Source organism: Actinoallomurus acanthiterrae (genome assembly GCF_054775715.1).
In genome coordinates this window covers 132,058-145,542 of the sequence record NZ_BAAHCO010000001.1, presented here as the reverse complement: position 1 = coordinate 145,542, position 13,485 = coordinate 132,058, and the positions used below count along the sequence as shown (strand labels likewise).

Annotated in this window: 17 protein-coding genes; 9 read left to right on the top strand and 8 right to left on the bottom strand. The window is 70.2% G+C overall.

Annotation, left to right across the window (positions count from 1 at the left end):
* The first annotated feature begins 3 nt into the window (after positions 1-3).
* Positions 4-1,224, top strand: a complete 1,221-nt coding sequence (locus ACYVF7_RS00750) for a hypothetical protein (RefSeq protein WP_460333226.1) — start codon at positions 4-6, stop codon at positions 1,222-1,224.
* 109 nt (positions 1,225-1,333) lie between these two features.
* Here the strand turns inward: ACYVF7_RS00750 and ACYVF7_RS00745 are convergent, their stop codons facing one another.
* The 3 genes from ACYVF7_RS00745 to ACYVF7_RS00735 all read right to left on the bottom strand — a co-directional run bounded on the left by ACYVF7_RS00745 (position 1,334) and on the right by ACYVF7_RS00735 (position 3,302).
* Positions 1,334-1,966, bottom strand: coding sequence for an AAA family ATPase (locus tag ACYVF7_RS00745; protein ID WP_460333224.1), 633 nt, complete (start codon positions 1,964-1,966; stop codon positions 1,334-1,336).
* A 7-nt stretch (positions 1,967-1,973) separates the two neighbouring features.
* Positions 1,974-2,297: a TFIIB-type zinc ribbon-containing protein gene (locus ACYVF7_RS00740; RefSeq protein ID WP_460333221.1), complete on the bottom strand. Its 324-nt coding sequence runs from the start codon at positions 2,295-2,297 to the stop codon at positions 1,974-1,976.
* A 123-nt stretch (positions 2,298-2,420) separates the two neighbouring features.
* On the bottom strand, positions 2,421-3,302 hold the full coding sequence (locus ACYVF7_RS00735; protein WP_460333218.1) for a helix-turn-helix transcriptional regulator: 882 nt from the start codon (positions 3,300-3,302) through the stop codon (positions 2,421-2,423).
* 143 nt (positions 3,303-3,445) lie between these two features.
* Between ACYVF7_RS00735 and ACYVF7_RS00730 the strand changes: the two genes are divergently transcribed.
* From ACYVF7_RS00730 to ACYVF7_RS00720, 3 genes are read left to right on the top strand one after another with little or no spacing between them, the layout of a single operon-like run.
* Complete coding sequence (locus tag ACYVF7_RS00730) at positions 3,446-3,847, top strand: (R)-mandelonitrile lyase (RefSeq protein ID WP_460333215.1); 402 nt, start codon at positions 3,446-3,448, stop codon at positions 3,845-3,847.
* 56 nt (positions 3,848-3,903) lie between these two features.
* Positions 3,904-4,920 (top strand): zinc-dependent alcohol dehydrogenase family protein, encoded by a 1,017-nt coding sequence (locus ACYVF7_RS00725; protein WP_460333212.1) that lies wholly within the window; start codon positions 3,904-3,906, stop codon positions 4,918-4,920.
* A 58-nt stretch (positions 4,921-4,978) separates the two neighbouring features.
* Positions 4,979-5,356, top strand: a complete 378-nt coding sequence (locus tag ACYVF7_RS00720; RefSeq protein ID WP_460333209.1) for a DUF2255 family protein — start codon at positions 4,979-4,981, stop codon at positions 5,354-5,356.
* A gap of 40 nt (positions 5,357-5,396) precedes the next feature.
* On the opposite strand, the gene ACYVF7_RS00715 is transcribed toward ACYVF7_RS00720, so the two are convergent.
* Together ACYVF7_RS00715 and ACYVF7_RS00710 are read right to left on the bottom strand one after the other, a co-directional pair.
* Positions 5,397-6,098 carry an HAD family hydrolase gene (locus ACYVF7_RS00715; RefSeq protein WP_460333206.1) on the bottom strand — a complete coding sequence of 234 codons (702 nt, stop codon included), beginning with the start codon at positions 6,096-6,098 and terminating at the stop codon, positions 5,397-5,399.
* Between the two features lie 9 nt (positions 6,099-6,107).
* The gene (locus ACYVF7_RS00710) at positions 6,108-6,902 is read right to left on the bottom strand and encodes an MmyB family transcriptional regulator (protein ID WP_460333203.1); all 795 of its coding nucleotides are present in this window, start codon (positions 6,900-6,902) and stop codon (positions 6,108-6,110) included.
* Between the two features lie 130 nt (positions 6,903-7,032).
* On the opposite strand from ACYVF7_RS00710, the gene ACYVF7_RS00705 reads away from it, so the two are divergent.
* Positions 7,033-8,046 (top strand): zinc-dependent alcohol dehydrogenase family protein, encoded by a 1,014-nt coding sequence (locus ACYVF7_RS00705; RefSeq protein ID WP_460333200.1) that lies wholly within the window; start codon positions 7,033-7,035, stop codon positions 8,044-8,046.
* A gap of 290 nt (positions 8,047-8,336) precedes the next feature.
* Positions 8,337-8,795 (top strand): peptidase inhibitor family I36 protein, encoded by a 459-nt coding sequence (locus ACYVF7_RS00700; protein ID WP_460333198.1) that lies wholly within the window; start codon positions 8,337-8,339, stop codon positions 8,793-8,795.
* A gap of 190 nt (positions 8,796-8,985) precedes the next feature.
* On the opposite strand, the gene ACYVF7_RS00695 is transcribed toward ACYVF7_RS00700, so the two are convergent.
* Complete coding sequence (locus tag ACYVF7_RS00695) at positions 8,986-9,588, bottom strand: short chain dehydrogenase (RefSeq protein ID WP_460333195.1); 603 nt, start codon at positions 9,586-9,588, stop codon at positions 8,986-8,988.
* Between the two features lie 72 nt (positions 9,589-9,660).
* On the opposite strand from ACYVF7_RS00695, the gene ACYVF7_RS00690 reads away from it, so the two are divergent.
* A complete protein-coding gene (locus tag ACYVF7_RS00690; protein ID WP_460333192.1) occupies positions 9,661-10,593 on the top strand; it encodes a LysR family transcriptional regulator in 933 nt (310 codons plus the stop codon).
* A 50-nt stretch (positions 10,594-10,643) separates the two neighbouring features.
* Here ACYVF7_RS00690 and ACYVF7_RS00685 read toward each other — a convergent pair whose 3' ends face one another.
* Positions 10,644-11,084, bottom strand: a complete 441-nt coding sequence (locus ACYVF7_RS00685; RefSeq protein ID WP_460333189.1) for a MarR family winged helix-turn-helix transcriptional regulator — start codon at positions 11,082-11,084, stop codon at positions 10,644-10,646.
* Positions 11,085-11,192: 108 nt separating this feature from the next.
* Here ACYVF7_RS00685 and ACYVF7_RS00680 point away from each other — a divergent pair, with 108 nt between their 5' ends.
* Complete coding sequence (locus ACYVF7_RS00680; protein WP_460333186.1) at positions 11,193-11,543, top strand: DoxX family protein; 351 nt, start codon at positions 11,193-11,195, stop codon at positions 11,541-11,543.
* Here ACYVF7_RS00680 and ACYVF7_RS00675 read toward each other — a convergent pair.
* The gene (locus tag ACYVF7_RS00675; RefSeq protein ID WP_460333183.1) at positions 11,518-12,702 is read right to left on the bottom strand and encodes an MFS transporter; all 1,185 of its coding nucleotides are present in this window, start codon (positions 12,700-12,702) and stop codon (positions 11,518-11,520) included. The genes ACYVF7_RS00680 and ACYVF7_RS00675 overlap by 26 nt on opposite strands.
* 129 nt (positions 12,703-12,831) lie before the next feature.
* On the opposite strand from ACYVF7_RS00675, the gene ACYVF7_RS00670 reads away from it, so the two are divergent.
* A complete protein-coding gene (locus ACYVF7_RS00670; RefSeq protein WP_460333180.1) occupies positions 12,832-13,431 on the top strand; it encodes a CGNR zinc finger domain-containing protein in 600 nt (199 codons plus the stop codon).
* Positions 13,432-13,485 lie beyond the last annotated feature (54 nt).

The following is a 13,485-nucleotide window of genomic DNA, read 5'->3' as shown; positions in this document are numbered from 1 at the left end:
GTGATGTCACCGATCCGGACCATCGCCTACGGTGATTCGACGGTGACGATCCACGGCACCCTTGAAACCCGCGCCTCGAACGCGAGCGACGCCCACCCGATCGCCGGAAAGCCGGTGGACCTGGCCCTGCGGAACGGTGGGCCTCCGAAGGACCTCGGCACGGTGACGACCGGGGACGACGGCACATTCTCCCTGACCACCACGCTTCCCGAGCCCGGCATGGTCATCGCCACGTACGCCGGCGACGCGGACTACAGCCTGGCGAAAAGCGACAGGACGACGAGGCCTGCCTCGCACCTGCCGGCGCGGGTCACCTTGGATCCACTTCCCGCGACCGCGGTCGCGTACGGCACGGTGCCGGTTTCTGGACACGTTGAGATGCAGACCCCCGACGACCAGTGGATTCCCGTACCCGACACCACCGTTCAGATCGAAAACGGCGACCCGCAACAGGCGAGGACATTCGCCAGCACCGACGGCTCCGGCGCGTTCCGCACCAATGTCTACGTGACGTCGTCGGGCCCATGGACCGCCACCAGCGCCGGCGACGATCGGACCTTCGCCGGCACGGCGAACAGTTCCGCGCAGACGATCAACGTGACACCGATGCCGGTTCAGATCAGCGACTTCACCGCGGTCTACAACGGAATCCCGATGCGTTCGGTCGCCGCCTCCCAAGGACTTGCCTTCAGGGCGAGCGTCTCGCCATACGTAGACGGCCAGACCGCCGATCTGTACTTCCAACAACGCGGATCGGCGGCTTGGAAACTGATGGGCTCCTATCCCGTTGAGCGGTTCGGCGCCGTCACGATCTCCGGCATCTGCGGATACGTCGCGAAGGGCCGGCCGCGTGAGGGCTCGTGGCAGCTGCGCACGGCGGCGACTCCGCTGCTCCAGGGAGCGGCGACCCAGGCTCTGCCCGTAGAGGTGTACCTGTCGACTTCGTTCCACAGCCTGAAGGTCACGAAGTCGCACAAGAAGGCCTACCTCGTAGGCCGGCTGTACTCCGAGAACGGACCGTTGGCAGGCCAGAAGATCGCCCTCGAATACCGCACCCGTAAGTGGACGACCATCGAGCACCGCGTCACGATCGTCACGACGGGCAAGGGTGGCGCCTTCAAGGTCCGGTTGCCTGCCGGCCGCCGGTATTACCACGTGCTGACCACGAAGCTCCCCGGCGACTACGACGGTGTGGTCAGCCGCGAGATCTACTTCTCCGGCTGAGAATCGAACAGCCGGCGGGCACCCCATGGGGTGCCGGCCCGGTGCTTTCTCAGGTCTCGTTCAGGTCGAGCACCAAGGCGCCTCGAGGAGGTTGGTCAGAGTGAGGGCTTCAGGCATGTGCGGCAGAGTACTTCTCGTCCTCGAGCACCCAGGCGCAGACCTGATCGGCCGTGGCGTCGATGGTGGCGTTCGTCGTGTCCAGGAGCCGCACCGCCGGTGCCATCGAGGCGGCCTCGGCGCGGACCCAGGCGTTGTACTCCAGCATCTCGGCGATCCGCGGCTCGGACCATTCCCGCCACGCCGGACGCGCTCGGAGCCGGGTGGCGAGGACGTCCTGGTCGCAGGTCAGCGCGAGGTATCTGATCTCCGTGAACAGCGCCCGCTCGGGCAGCGGTTCGAACTCGGGCGGCACGACGGTGCCGCACAGCGGCACCGGCCGGCCGTTCTGCTGGATCATCGCGGCCATCGCCAGCCACGCCGACCGGAAGCGTACGGGGTCGTGGAGGCCCGCCTGCCAGAGCACGTCCTGCTCCAGAATGACGAAACGCCCGCCCAGCCGCTCGACGAGAAGCCGGGCGACGGTCGACTTGCCGCAGCCGCTGGGGCCGGTGAGGGACCACAGGGGGAGCCGGACGAACGGCTGCCGGTGGCCGCACGCGGCGCAGACGACGACCGGCGGCTCGGCGATGACCTGGGGTGAGTCCGCGCGGGCCTCGCAGCGTACGCAGATGAGCGGATTCACCGGACGGTCAGTCGAAGAGATCCTCAAGGAAGCCCCGTTTGCGACCCTTCCGTCCGTACGGCGGGGGTGAATCCTTGTAGCGCCCGTGCTGGGGGGCGTGGCCCGGGTGGTACGGGGGCGGAGAGTCACGGTGCCCCTGGTACGGAGGCGGGGAGTCGGAGTAGCCGCCCGGGTAGGGCGGCGGCGCGGCGTAGTGCCGTTGCTCCGCCATCACGATCTGCTCGAGCTCACCACGGTCGAGGAAGATGCCGCCGCAGCCGGCGCACTGCTCGATGTGGATGTTTTGTCGGTTGAACGTCTGCATCGGGCTGTGGCACTTGGGGCAGGTCACAGCACAAGAGTAAATGATTGGCAAAGTGCCCTGGTAATGGACCGGGCGATCCGCCCGCAGCGGGTCACCTTCCGACGACCACCGCGTGCCCGGCGGCCGTGGATCCCATCGGAACGGCCGGCCCTACGCGCCGGAGCCTTCGGCAGATCCGACCTCCTCCGTCTCGATGCTCACCGCCCAGCTGGCGAGGAGGTTGAGCGCGTCCTGGGCCGGAGTGCCGGGTTCGGCGCTGAACGCGGTGAGCGTCAGGCCGGGGTCCGCGGGCAGCGGCATCGCCTCGAAGGGGAGGTCGAGGTCGCCGACGACGGGGTGGTGGAACTTCTTGACGCCGGTGTGGTGCAGGCGGACATCGTGCGCGGCCCACAGGGTGCGGAAGTCCTCGCTTCTCGTGGCGAGCTCGCCGATGAGGTCCTGCAGAGCCCGGTCGTACGGGTCGCGGCCGGCCTCCGTGCGCAGCAGGGCCACGGTGGTGTTGGCCGAGTCCTCCCAGTCGGGGTAGAAGTCGGCCGCGCGGGGGTTGAGGAACCGGAACCGGGCGAGGTTGACGGGTCGCGCCGGGTCGTCGAAGACCGGTGAGTACAGCGCGCGGCCGAGCCGGTTGGCGGCGAGGACGTCCAGACGCCCGTTGCGCACGAACGCCGGTGCGTCGGTCATCGAGTCGAGGAGATGCTGGACGCCCGGCCGGATCCGCTGCTGCGGGGAACGGCGGCGCCGCGGCGAGGAGTTCGCCGCACGGGCCAGGTCGAACAGATGCTCGCGCTCGGCCTCGTCAAGCCGCAACGCGCCGACGAGTGCTTCGAGCACGCTCTCGGAGACCCCGCCGAGGTTCCCCCGCTCGAGACGGTTGTAGTAGTCGACGCTGACCCCGGCGAGCATGGCGACCTCCTCCCGCCGGAGCCCGGGAACGCGCCGCTTGCCGCCGTACGCGGGCAGTCCCGCCTGCTGCGGCGTGATCCTGGCTCGCCGGGAGGCCAGGAACTCCCGAACGTCGTTCCTTCGGTCCACCGCCCCAGGTTACGTACGCCTCGCGAGCTTTGGGGTGTTCTGTCATTACCTGGAACGACAGAGCCTTCTACGCCCAGAGCACCGGCTGTTTCATGGGTAGTGCCAGCTCACGGGTGGTGCAAACGCTGATCAAGGAGAACGTGATGGAACTACTGACGCAGCCGCCGACCGCCAAGGGACCGGCCGACTGGTTCACCGGTGACGTCTGGTTCAACGCGATCTACCGGGGCGACGAGCCCTCCCGGGCCCGGGCGAACCTGGTCAGGTTCACGCCCGGGGCCCGTACCGCCTGGCACTCGCACGGGCTGGGCCAGACCCTCTACATCGTCGAGGGCGTCGCGCTGATCCAGTCCCGTGGCGGGGAGCTCATCGAGGCTCACCCGGGCGACGTCGTCCACACCCCGGCGGGCGAAGAGCACTGGCACGGGGCCGCCCCGGACCGGTTCATGAGCCACCTCGCGCTGTGGGAGGGCGACGACGTCTCCTGGCTCGAGCACGTCACCGACGCCGAGTACCAGGGCCCGCGCGTCAGCACGCGCCGCTGACCCACCGACCGGGCGGGCTCAGCCCCGCTCGTACGACAGAGAACAAGGACATCATCATGCGCGGAGCCGTCATTCACGCTCCCGGGGACGTGCGCTTCGAACAGCGCGACGACCCGAAGATCATCAACCCCACCGACGCGATCATCCGTACCGTCGCCACCTGCGTATGCGGGTCGGACCTGTGGGCGTACCGGGGCATCGAACCCGTCACCGAGCCGCACCCGATGGGCCACGAGTACGTCGGCGTGGTCGAGGAGGTCGGCGGCGAGGTGACCGCGGTCAGGCCGGGCCAGTTCGTCATCGGCTCGTTCGCCACCTCGGACAACACCTGTCCCAACTGCCGCAACGGGTACCAGTCCTCCTGCGTGCACCGTGAGTTCATGAGCACCTGCCAGGCCGAGGCGATCCGTGTCCCGCTGGCCGACGGCACTTTGGTGGCCACGCCCGACCGGCCCGCCGACGAGCTCGTGCCCAGCCTGCTCGCCCTGTCGGACGTCATGGGCACAGGCTGGTACGCCGCCGTGGCGGCCGAGGTCAGGCCGGGCTCCACCGTCGCCGTCGTCGGCGACGGCGCCGTCGGCCTGTGCGGGGTGATCGCGGCCAAGGAACTCGGGGCCGAGCGCGTCATCGCGATGAGCCGCCACGAGTCCCGGCAGAAGCTCGCCCTCGAGTTCGGCGCCACCGACATCGTCACCGAGCGCGGCGACGAGGGCGTGGCCCGCGTCAAGGACCTGACCGACGGCGTCGGCGCCGACTCGGTCCTGGAGTGCGTCGGCACCGGCGAGGCGATGCGGCAGGCCCTGCACTCGACCCGCCCCGGCGGTAACGTCGGCTTCGTCGGCGTTCCGCACGGCGTGACCGTCGACGGCGAGGAGCTGTTCTTCTCCCACGTCGGGCTGCGCGGCGGCCCCGCGCCCGTACGCGGCTACCTGCCCGACCTGATCGACCGGGTCTGGGCCGGCCGGATCGACCCCGGCAAGGTCTTCGACCTGACCCTGCCGCTCGAGCGGGTCGCCGAGGCCTATCGCGCCATGGACGAACGCCGCGCCGTCAAGGCACTGCTGCGCCCCTGACGCAGCCGCCCCCGCTCAGCCGGTTCGAAACCCGTACCTACACCAGGGAGGTAGACAGATGACGACGTGGACGAGCGATGAACTCGACAGGATCGCGACGGCGGACGAACTGCGGATCGCGCCGCTCCGAGGCAACGGCACGCCGCGCACCCCGGTGCCGATCTGGGTCGTCCGCGACGGCGACGACCTGTACGTCCGTTCCTATCGGGGCCGCGGCGGCGCGTGGTTCCGGGCCGCGCGGGCGAACGGGGAAGGCCGCATTCGCGCCGGCGGCGTCGACAAGGACGTCGCCTTCGTCGAGGAAGCCGAGCCCGGCGTCAACGACCGGATCGACGCCGCGTACCGCACCAAGTACGGCCACTACAGCGCGACCTACGTCGACCCGATGGTCGCCCCCGACGCGCGCGCGACGACCCTCAGGCTCATGCCCCGCTGAACGGAGCTCCCAGCTGCCCGGGGCACCAGCCGCGGCCCGTTCAGGGGGCGCTGACGCCGAGGACCGACCGGACGACGTCGTCGGTGTCGGAGAGGTCGGCGAGGACGAGCTCCGCGCCGGCCGCCCTGAGGGCGGCCTCGTCGCTCGCGCCGGTCGCCACGGCGACGACCCGGGCGCCACCCCGGTGACCGGCCAGGACGTCGTGCGGCGTGTCACCGATCAGGACGGTGTGCGCGGGATCGAACGAGCCGCCGTACTTCTCGGCCGCGCGTTCGCGGGCCAGCCCGACGAGCGGTGGGCGTTCCACGCCGTCGAACCCGAAGGCGCCGATGTCCAGGTCGACGAAGCGGTGCAGGCCGAAGGCGGTCAGCTTGGCGGACGCGATCGAATCCATGTTGCCGGTGAGGACGGACTGCACGACCTCGGGCCGGGCCGCCAGTGCCGACAGTGCCTCTTCGACGCCCGGCAGGATCCGGCCACGCTTCCGGAGGTCATCGGCGCGGTCGGCGAAGGCAGCCGCCAACGCGTCGCCGAAGGCGATCATCACGTCCTCGGTGGACGTGAGGGAATGCAGGCCCAGCATCTCGGTGATGATCGCGCGGTCGGTCCGCCCGGCCATGTGCGCGAGGCGTTCGAGAGGGCGGCCGGTGATCTCCTGGAACACCGCCGCGTAGATCTCCGCGCTGAGTCCGGCGATGCTGACCAGCGTGTGGTCGATGTCCCAGAGGACCAGAGTCCGCACGCCGGAATGCTACTGGTGGCGGTCGGCCCGGCGCCTCAGGAGCTCGGCGGTGGCCTGGTCGGCGGGCAGGAAGGCCTCCAGGTGAAGCTCGGCGAGGGTGATGTCGGTCGCGGTGGCGAATGACGTCAGGGTCGTGATCAGCCGGAGTTCGCCGTCCGCCGACGCCAGCCGCATCGGCACGGAGAAACCCAGGTGCTCGGGGCCGACCGGGACCTCGGGTACGTATCCGGCCAGTTCGTCGACGAGGTCGTCGAGGCGGGGGTCCGGGCTGCGGCGTGCCCGGGCGCGGAGGTTCTCGATGACGTGCAGGCCCCACTCGCCCAGGTTGTGCACCCTTCGCCCCATGCCGTCCGGGTGGAGCATGAGCCGCAGCATGTTGACCGGAGGCTCGAGCAGCGCGGGAGACGCGCCCTCGGTGAACACCTCGACGGCGTCGTTGACGGCCACCACCCGGCCGTACGGGGCGATGACGAGCGCCGGATACGGCAGATGGCCGTACAGGATCTGCTCCAGCGCGGTCCGGATCGGGCGCAGCGCCTCCTCGTCCAGGCCCGACTCGCTGAACACCGGCGCGTAGCCGGCCGTGGTCAGCAGGTCGTTGCGCTCCCGCAGCGACAGGCCGAGCGACTCGGCCAGCCGGATCACGATCGCGCGGCCGGGCTGGGAACGGCCGCTCTCGATGAAGCTCAGATGCCGCTGGGTCGTGCCGGTCAGGATGGCGAGCTCGAGCTGGCTGAGCCGTCGAGCCCGGCGCCAGCGCCGCAGCTCCGCGCCGACGCCGATCCGCTCCGTCGTAATCGTCACAAACGCAGTTCTATCGGGCGTTCGGGAGGCCGGCGATTCCCCCGGGGGAATTGCCGGACGTCAGGTGCCCTCCGGAGGATCACGTCCGGCGGCCCGCCGTGGGCCTGCCGAGACGCTGAAAGGCCGTTCGATGAAGAGCTATCACCTTGACCCGGGCCGGGGACTCGCCGGTCTGACGGTCCAGGAGCACGCCGAGCCCGAGCCCGGACGGGGGCAGGTGGTGGTCAGGATGCGCGCGAACGCCCTCGGCTTCCGCGACCTGATGGTGCTCGCCGGCAACTATCCCCTGCCGATCAGACCGGGCGTGGTGCCCGGGTGCGAGGGGGCCGGAGAGGTCGTGTCGGTCGGGGCGGACGTCGGCCGGGTCAAGCCGGGCGACCGGGTGGCGGCCACCGTCTTCCCGCACTGGCTCGACGGCCCGTTCCGGCGGGACAACGCCGCGCAGCTCGGCACGATGATCGACGGCGTGCTCACCGAGTACGCGGTGCTGAGCGAGGACGGCGTCGTACCCATCCCGGAGCACCTGTCGTACGAGGAGGCCGCGGCGTTCCCGCTGGCGGCGGTGACCGCGTGGAACGCCCTGACCAGCGGCGGCGCACCGCGTCCCGGCGAGACTGTGCTGACGCTGGGGTCCGGGGCGGTGTCGCTGTTCGTCCTGCGGTTCGCCAAGCTGGCGGGCGCCCGGGTGATCGTGACGACGTCCAGCGCGGCCAAGGCCGCGCGGCTGCGGGAGCTGGGCGCCGACGAGGTGATCGACTACCGGGAGAACCCGGAGTGGTCCGACCGGGTACGCGACCTGACCGGTGGCGTGGGCGCCGACCGCGTCGTCGACCCGACGGGCCCACTGGAGCAGTCGTTGAGGTCCGTCGCGCCGAGCGGCGCGGTGGCCTTCGTCGGCCACTGGCTGTCCGGCCGGGAGGGCGCGAAGCCGATCGATCCCGGGCTTCTCTTCGGCGCGGGCGCGGTGCTCCACCGCGTCGCCACCGGGAGCCGGGCCCACTTCCTCGAACTGAACCGCGCCGTCACGACGCATCGGCTGCGCCCCGTGATCGACCGGGTCTTCCCGTTCGAGAAGGTCCACGACGCCTTCGCCTACGTCGAGGGCGGCGGTGGCTTCGGCAAAGTAGTCATCAATCATTCCTGAGGTCCAGGCGTCCGAGGACACGGCCCCTACCCCAAGGGGCCGGACTATAGATCACCCGACGTGTTGATGCACGCCGATGGCCGGAAGTTAGGGCGCAGGTCCCTGAACGAGCAGCCGGGAATCAGGTCTCCCGGATCTGTTGCGATAGGCGAATCAACGCCAAGATCACCGGTTGTAGCGGCCGCTCCGCACCGTATTTCGCATGTGCGGCGGCAGCAGAGGGCGGCCGGGATCGTTCGGCTCGGATGGTCCTCCGTTCTCGTCGTTCATGGAAAGGAGAGAGACCTCGCATGTCTCGAATCGCACGCGTTGGCGCCATGCTGGGGACGAGCGTTGTGCTCACCGCGGCACTGAGCGGTGTCGCTCACGCCGCCCCCGCGCCTAAGGCGCACGCAGCAGACTGCTATGTCCTGGTGTTCTCGGGGAAGAACTACACCGGCAAACAGGCCTGCATCACGGGGTCGATATCAAACCTGGTCAAGGATAAGTACGGCAGGAAGTACTACTGGCCGGGAACCCACACCTCCTTGAATGACCACATCAGGTCGGTCAGCATCGACAAGGCCTGCACGGTGACCCTCTACCGGGACGGCGGATACAAGGGAAAGCGCAGCACCTGGAAGAGGGCGAAGGACCGACCGGGGAAGGGCTATTGGAACGTCCCCGACCTCGGCAAGAGTCCCTACAAGTCGGGCGTGGGCGACAAGCAGGCGAGCTCGATCAAGCGAACCTGCTCCTTCTCAACCTGATGCGATGAGCGAATGTGACCCCGGACCTCACGGTTCGGGGGCACACGCGCGTTCAGGGCCGGAAACCTCGCCGTCGATCGTTCCGAGCGGAGATTCGAGCCCGTCACTGGTCTTCGGCGCAGCTTCCGTCGTCGGCGCCGGGCCGGACGCGCAGCCGCGTCCGCGTGGGACTCCGGCGGACGCGGCCCGCTCATTCCACTCGATAGACCTGCCCGGTCTGGTGGCCTTCGATGGAACGGATGTACGCGGTGGCGGCCCGGCTCACGGGCACGGCTTCGAAGCCGGCGAACACCGCCTCGTACTCCGGGAGGGACTCTTCGAAGACCGTCGGGCTCACTGCGTTGATGCGCTGCCGGTTGGGAAGCTCGATCGCGGCGGCGCGCACGAACGCCTCCACCGCGCCGTTGGCCAGTGAGGCGACCGCGCCGGTACGGATCGGCTCGCGGGCCAGGATGCCGGTAACGAGCGTGTACGAACCGTCCTCGGTGACATGACGGAGACCCTGGCGGACCAGCTCCACCTGGCTGATGGCCTTACCCTCCAGCCCGTTCCGGATGTCTCGCAGGTCGAGTTCGGCAAGGGGCCGCCAGGGGACGGGGCCCGCCGCGCACGCGACCGCGTCGATCGACCCGACCCGCTCGTACAGAGCGCCGATGGAGGCGGGGTCGGCGATGTCGACGTACTGGTCACTGTCCTTGCGGGAGGCGGTGACCACCTCGTGGCCGCGCTGGAGGAGGACCGCGTGGACGGCTCGTCCGAGGGTGCCGTTCGCTCCGATCAGGAGGATCTTCATAGCGGGAAGAATGGCCCGGTCGACATTATGAAGTCCAGCTACTTCATCTACAGCACTTGTTAAGCTCAACTCATGCTCGAGGTGAAACGCCTGGTCATGTTGCGCGACCTCGCCGAGCACGGCAGGGTGACGGCCGTCGCGGAGCTCCACGGCGTGACCCCCTCGGCGGTCTCCCAGCAGCTGCGGGTCCTAGAGGCGGAGGCCGGCGCGGCGCTGATCCGCCGGGAGGGACGCGTTCTGCGACTCACCGCGGCCGGGGCGGCCCTCGCGGCGGAGTCCGAGCGCGTGCTCGCCGCGCTGGAGCGCGCCGAGGGCGCCGTCCGCGCCTTGGACGCCGAGGCCGGCGGCGAGCTGGACATCGGCTGCGTCCCCAGCACTCTGCCCACCGTGGCGGCGCCGCTCGTCGCCGAGCTGGCCGTTCGCCACCCTCGGCTCCGTCCACGGATCGTCGAGTCCGAGCCGGAGGATTCCATTCCGCGGCTGAAGCAGCACGGTCTCGACCTCGTGGTGGCCTACCACTACCACCTGCTCGGTTCGCCGCCACGGAACGGGATCACCACGGTCGCGCTGTTCGACGACCCCCTCATGGTCGCCGTACCCGAAGACCTGCGGCAGGCGGTGGAGGAGGACGGACTCCGGCCCCTGCGCGACCGATCGTGGATCTCGGCGCCCGCGTCCAGCGCCTGCGACGAGGTCCTGCTGCACGCCTGCCGCAACGCGGGCTTCACGCCGCGGATCGACCACCGTTACAGCGACCTGCGAGCGGCCCTGTCCCTGGTGGCGACCGGGCTCGCCGTGACGATCCTGCCGAACCTCCTGTGCACCGGCCCGCCGGCAGGCATCGCGGTGCTGCCACTCCCCGGCCGGGGACGGACCATCGAGGCGCTGGTACGCGCGGGCACCGAACGCCAACCGGCGATCGCCGCGGCCTTGGCCGCGCTCACAGGTCGGGGCGGCGGAGAGACGGCACACCGAGCCCACCCTGGAACGGCCGACGGGCCATAGACCATTCGATGTGCCGGTGCGCGCAGGCGGCGGTCCGCCGGTCGAGCGCGTCAGGTGTCTTCGGCGCAGCTTCCGTCGTCGGCGCCGGGCCGGACGCGTTCGAGGATGTGCTGCAGGGCGGTGAGCTCGTCGGGGGCCAGGTCGGCGAAGAGCGCCGCTTCGACGGCCGCGACGGCGCGGTCGACCTCTTCGAGCAGCTCCTTGCCGCGGTCGCGGATCTCGACGATGTGCCGGCGACGGTCGGCCGGGTCGCGACGGCGCTCGGCCAGGCCGGCGCCCTCCAGGTCGTTGAGGATGGCCACCAGCACGCTCGGGTCGACCCGGAGCTCCTCCACGAGGGCCTGCTGCCCCATGGCGCCCTTCTCGGTGAGGAGCATCAGGACGTGGGAGTGGGCGGGCTTGAGACCGTGCGCCGCCAGGGCCTTCTTGATCCGACCGTTGGCGATCTGCCCTGCGTAGGCGAGGGCGAGGCCGGGACGGTGCGAGATCACTCCTCGATGATACAAGCCGCAGATAGTCGGCAGAGTTAGATCATTGAAAGTCTTCAATGATCTGCTAATCTCCATGCTCCACGTGTTCCAATCATCGGGAGCCCCGCAATGTTCGTCGCTTATGCCATCGTCGGCCTGCTACTGGCGGTCGCGCTGCTGTTCTCCGCGTTCGCCAAGCTGACCCGCCAAAAGATGATCGTCGAGGGCATGACCTCCATCGGCGTGCCGCTCGGCATGTTCCCGTTCCTGGCCGCCTGCGAGATCGCCGGCGCGGCGGGCCTGGTCATCGGGCTGTGGTACGGCCCGCTGGGGGTCGCCGCCGCGATCGGCGTCGTCCTCTACTTCATCGGCGCCGTGGGCGCCCACCTGCGCAAGAGCGACTTCAAGGGCCTGCCCAACGCTCTGGTGATGCTGATCGTCGCCGCCGTCGTCCTCACCCTGCGGGCGCTGTCTCTTTGACGCGGCGTTCGGTGCACCACGCGAGAAGGGCCAGGACGGGCAGGGCGGCGCCGAAGCCGGCCAGCGTGGTCCAGCCGCCCTCGTGGTAGGCGACCGATCCGAGCTGTGACCCGACCGCGCCGCCCAGGAACAGGGTCGCGATGTAGGCGCTGTTCAGCCTCGCGCGGGCGGTGGGGTCCAACGCGTAGATGGTGTGCTGGCCGAGCACGAGGGTGGTCTGCACGGCCATGTCGATGAGGATCGCCGCGACGGCGAGCAGGATCACGCTGTGCCGCCCCACTCCGGCGACGCCGAACGAGAGGGCGGCGACGACGAAGGCGACGGCCGTCATCGGACGGGTCAGCCCCCGGTCGGCCCAGCGTCCCGCCCAGGGGGCGATCAGCGCGCCGCCCGCGCCGACCAGGGCGAACAGTCCGACGCCGAGCTGGGAGTAGTGGAACGGCGGGCCGGTGAGGACGAAGGAGATCGTCGTCCAGAAGGCGCTGAACATCGCGAACATCGCGGCCTGGTAGAGCGCCCGCCGCCGCAGCGGCGCGTGCACGCGCACGAGGTGGACGGTCGTGCGCAGCAGCCGGCCGTACGAGAGGCCGGTGCTGGGGGCGCGGGTCGGCAGGGCCGACCGGAGCACGAGAGCCAGGACCGCCATGAGGACGGCCGACGTGAAGTAGATGACGCGCCAGCCGGCGAGGTCGGCCAGGAGGCTGCTCAGCGTACGGGAGAGCAGGATGCCGGTGAGCAGGCCGCTCACCACGCGGCCGACGATGCGGCCGCGGGTGTGGTCCGGGGCCAGGTCGGCGGCGAACGGGACGAGGATCTGCACGACGACGGAGGTCGCTCCGCTGACGAGCGAGGCGGCCAGGAGCACGGGGAACACCGGCGCGGTCGCGGAGACGAGCAGCGCCGCGCAGGTCAGCAGGAGCAGGGTCGAGACGAGGCGCCGGTTCTCGATGCGGTCGCCGAGGGGGACGAGGAACACCATGCCCGCCGCGTATCCGACCTGCGTCACGGTGATCAGGCCGCCGGCGGCGAGACCGCTGATGCCGAAGGAACGGGTGAGCTCGGCCAGGAGCGGCTGTGCGTAGTACAGGTTCGCGACGGTCAGGCCGCAGGAGGCCGCGAGCAGCAGCACCAGCCAGCCCGGCGGCCCGGATTCGGGCACGGATCGGGTGGACGGTGACGCCTCGGTGGGGGAAGAGGATCGGGGGGACACGGCACCTCACAAGCAGAACCGGTTTAACGGGTTCTCCGAACGGTACCAGTTAAACCGGTTCCGGAGTTAGGGTGAGGTATGGCGACGACGAGCGACACCGTGCGGTTCCGGGAGGGAGCAGGCCGACTGTGCCTGGACTTCATCCGCACCCTGCGGTACCGGGGGACGCCCTCGGAGTCGGAGGAACTGGCCGACGGCACGGCTCTGGCCGCCTGGATCCGGCAGTGCGGCTCGTACGGGCTCGACGAGACCGTCGTACCGAGCCCCGACCAGGTCGCCCGCGCCCGTGAGCTCCGGGAGGCGGTCCACGCCCTCGTCATCGCGGCCGTCCGTACCGGAGAGCCGGCGTCCTGCGGCGACGCCGCCCGCGATCGCCTCAACCGGGCCGCCGCCGCCCCCGTGCCGGTGCCGAGCCTCGACGCGTCGGGGCGGGTCCGATGGCGGGCGGACGACCCCGTCACGGCGACGCTCGCCCTGATCGCACGGGACGCCCTGGACCTCGTCACCTCGGCCGCCATCGCCCGCGTCCGCGAGTGCGCGGGCCCGCGGTGCGGGGCCCTCTTCCTCGACGGTTCACGGCCGGGCACCCGGCGCTGGTGCTCGATGGGGACCTGCGGCAACCGCGCCAAGAAGACCACCCTGCGCGACAAGGCGAGAGCCGTCTCACCCGAGGTTTGATCTTCGTCCTGTGGGAGATCTCTTGGGCGTCTCGGGGGACGCGAATCTACCTCA

What these genes read in the sequence shown, in the direction of transcription:
- ACYVF7_RS00750 (WP_460333226.1), top strand. Translation starts at nt 4, where the DNA reads ATGTCACCGATCCGGACCATCGCCTACGGTGATTCGACGGTGACGATC.
- ACYVF7_RS00730 (WP_460333215.1), top strand. Translation starts at nt 3,446, where the DNA reads ATGGAACTACTGACGCAGCCGCCGACCGCCAAGGGACCGGCCGACTGG.
- ACYVF7_RS00725 (WP_460333212.1), top strand. Translation starts at nt 3,904, where the DNA reads ATGCGCGGAGCCGTCATTCACGCTCCCGGGGACGTGCGCTTCGAACAG.
- ACYVF7_RS00720 (WP_460333209.1), top strand. Translation starts at nt 4,979, where the DNA reads ATGACGACGTGGACGAGCGATGAACTCGACAGGATCGCGACGGCGGAC.
- ACYVF7_RS00705 (WP_460333200.1), top strand. Translation starts at nt 7,033, where the DNA reads ATGAAGAGCTATCACCTTGACCCGGGCCGGGGACTCGCCGGTCTGACG.
- ACYVF7_RS00700 (WP_460333198.1), top strand. Translation starts at nt 8,337, where the DNA reads ATGTCTCGAATCGCACGCGTTGGCGCCATGCTGGGGACGAGCGTTGTG.
- ACYVF7_RS00695 (WP_460333195.1), bottom strand. Translation starts at nt 9,588, where the DNA reads ATGAAGATCCTCCTGATCGGAGCGAACGGCACCCTCGGACGAGCCGTC.
- ACYVF7_RS00690 (WP_460333192.1), top strand. Translation starts at nt 9,661, where the DNA reads ATGCTCGAGGTGAAACGCCTGGTCATGTTGCGCGACCTCGCCGAGCAC.
- ACYVF7_RS00680 (WP_460333186.1), top strand. Translation starts at nt 11,193, where the DNA reads ATGTTCGTCGCTTATGCCATCGTCGGCCTGCTACTGGCGGTCGCGCTG.
- ACYVF7_RS00670 (WP_460333180.1), top strand. Translation starts at nt 12,832, where the DNA reads ATGGCGACGACGAGCGACACCGTGCGGTTCCGGGAGGGAGCAGGCCGA.